We start from the raw sequence: 2,331 nt of genomic DNA, 5'->3' as shown, positions 1-2,331 counted from the left end.
TACCGAACTATTGGTTAAGACAAGCAACTGCCCTTTCAGAGCAAAGTAACGATGAAACTCATTGCTGAATTGCCAGGGTAAAAGGCGACAAAGAAAACGACAACCTGCTGTTCTCTGAACTTTCAGGCAGCCTTTCGCTGAACGAATAGCCTGAGAAATCGTGGAAATGTGCGATGAACATTCTACCATCGATGAACTTGGCTCTAAGGTGCATAACGCCTGCAATAAGGTGCCCCACACTGAACTAACAAAGCACACTGAACTCCATACCAAAGCCGTCGAGTGTAACGGGTCACCTTGATTGCCTTGTTAGCCCTTAGACTCAAAGACATACTTCAGAGGTAACATTCATAGTCATCGCGTCAGAATTAGAAACCAAATAACGCTCAAATGCTTTTATATCAACTGTACGACCGCGGCGGATTGCTTGATGTAAACGCGTAAGCAATGATTGAAAATTACCACATTCAGGAGTGCCATAAACATAACCAGTACCATCCATGACAGAGTCACATAATGAAGGTTTGTTCTTGTCATAAGGATAGAACATTCCGCTCTGTAAAGACACAACCATATTCGGTAATAACTTTCTATCGATTGCTTTGGAACAATTATTAACATGTTCAATCAAGGTATTTTCTTTAACAGAAAAGTCATTACATAAAATGAAACCAAATATTTGATCTTTGCTATTTCCATCCTGATTAAACTCCTCTTCTTTAGTACAATCAAAGCCCTGCATACTTAGATAATGCCGAAAGCTATAATAGTCATAATCAAAGATGGTTGAACGAGATAGAATTTTTTGGCGTTGTAGCTCTTTTGCCGACTTGATTTTATTAAAGCTATCTATTAGTTCAGTTTTACCAATTGTACTTTTTATCTCTCCAACAGCAATAACCCCCTCACAAGGGTAATAAGTAGTTTCAGGAGTATTATTAATTGAAAATACAGGGCATAGATTATTTTCATAGATGATGATGTCTTGCTGGCTACTAGCATTTCCCTCAAAATCTATAACGCAGCCAGTGCCTACACCGACTCCAGTTGGAAGAATGCTTTCAAGTTTCTGTCGAACTTCACTTTCCCTTGCAGCCCCTTTTAACCCCGGAGTTGTAGCTCTAGCTGCTCTTGCGAAGTTATAAACAACATCTTCAGCAATTTCTGTTATATACTCGCGTGAATTGAAATTTTTTGCCATTTCTCAAATTCCTGTAATGAGGGCTAACGCCCGCAATAAGGTGCCCCACACTGAACCAGCAAAGCGCACCGAACTTCATACCAAAACCGCCGAGTGTAACGGGTCACCTTGATTGCCTTGTTAGGCATTTCCACATGCGACCTTCCTACTTGACCGCCAAACTCTCAGCGTACTCCAGCGCCAATCGTGGGATACAGCATCTACTGAATCTCAAGTAACATCAACACTATCAGCACCTTAATGCCAGCTACATTTGCATGACACCCTGGTGAGATGCTAATCGAGGCTGCATCACTAGACTGATGGGTTGAGTAAATGACAAGCCTTTCACTGCAGTGCAACGAGGAAACTAGGAACGTTTATTGCCGTCGTCTGAGACAGCAAAGAACGGGACAACTTGCATTTCCCGGAACAATAAGGACAGCCCTACGATGAACGAATTACCTAAGATTTCCCGTTCTTGGGCGATGCGGTTACGACCAGATCCAAAAGCAGGCTTTTCTCATGCCTAACGCCTGCGATAAGGTGCCCCACGCCAAACCAGCAAAGCGCACCGAACTTCATACCAAAACCGCCGAGTGTAACGGGTCACCTTGATTGCTTTGTTAGGCATTTCCACCTGCGGCATTCCTACTTGACCGGCCAACTCTCAGCGCAGTCCGCCGCCAGCCATGGGATACAGCAACAAAGAATCTTAACGTAACATAAGTACTTTCAACACCTTAAAGCCAGCTAAACTTACATGACAACCTGGTGAGATGCTAATCAAGGCTGCATCACTGGACTGATGGCTTGAGTTAACGACAAGCCTGTCACAGCGGTGTACCGAAGAATACTATGCATGTCTATTGCCACCGTCTGAGGCAGCAAAGAACGGTTCAACTTGCGCTTCCCAGAACTTTAAGGGCAGCCTTACGATGAACGAATGGCCTAAGATTTCCCGTTCTTGGGCGATGCGGTTACGACCAGATCAAAAAGCAGGCTTTTCCCATGCCTAACGCCAGCAATAAGGTGCGCCACGATGAACTCACCAAGCCCACTGGACTTCAAACCAAAACCGCCGAGTGTAACGCGTCACCCTTGATTGCCTTGTTATGGAAAAATTGAATAAACACAAGGACTTAACAGCA

General features: G+C 44.0%; 2 protein-coding genes. Both read right to left on the bottom strand.

Annotated features, from left to right (window positions below; all coding sequences use genetic code 11):
* A partial coding sequence (locus EIZ48_RS29240; protein ID WP_205298636.1) for a hypothetical protein occupies positions 1–189 on the bottom strand: 189 nt, incomplete at its 3' end.
* A 133-nt stretch (positions 190–322) separates the two neighbouring features.
* Positions 323–1,201 carry a DUF6602 domain-containing protein gene (locus EIZ48_RS27965; RefSeq protein ID WP_160658650.1) on the bottom strand — a complete coding sequence of 293 codons (879 nt, stop codon included), beginning with the start codon at positions 1,199–1,201 and terminating at the stop codon, positions 323–325.
* Positions 1,202–2,331 lie beyond the last annotated feature (1,130 nt).

The sequence above is a fragment of the Photobacterium alginatilyticum genome (assembly GCF_009910675.1).
Classification (GTDB): Bacteria; Pseudomonadota; Gammaproteobacteria; order Enterobacterales; family Vibrionaceae; genus Photobacterium; species Photobacterium alginatilyticum.
Note: the sequence above shows the minus strand (reverse complement) of the source record. Positions and strands in the feature narration are given on the sequence as shown.

What these genes read in the sequence shown, in the direction of transcription:
- EIZ48_RS27965 (WP_160658650.1), bottom strand. Translation starts at nt 1,201, where the DNA reads ATGGCAAAAAATTTCAATTCACGCGAGTATATAACAGAAATTGCTGAA.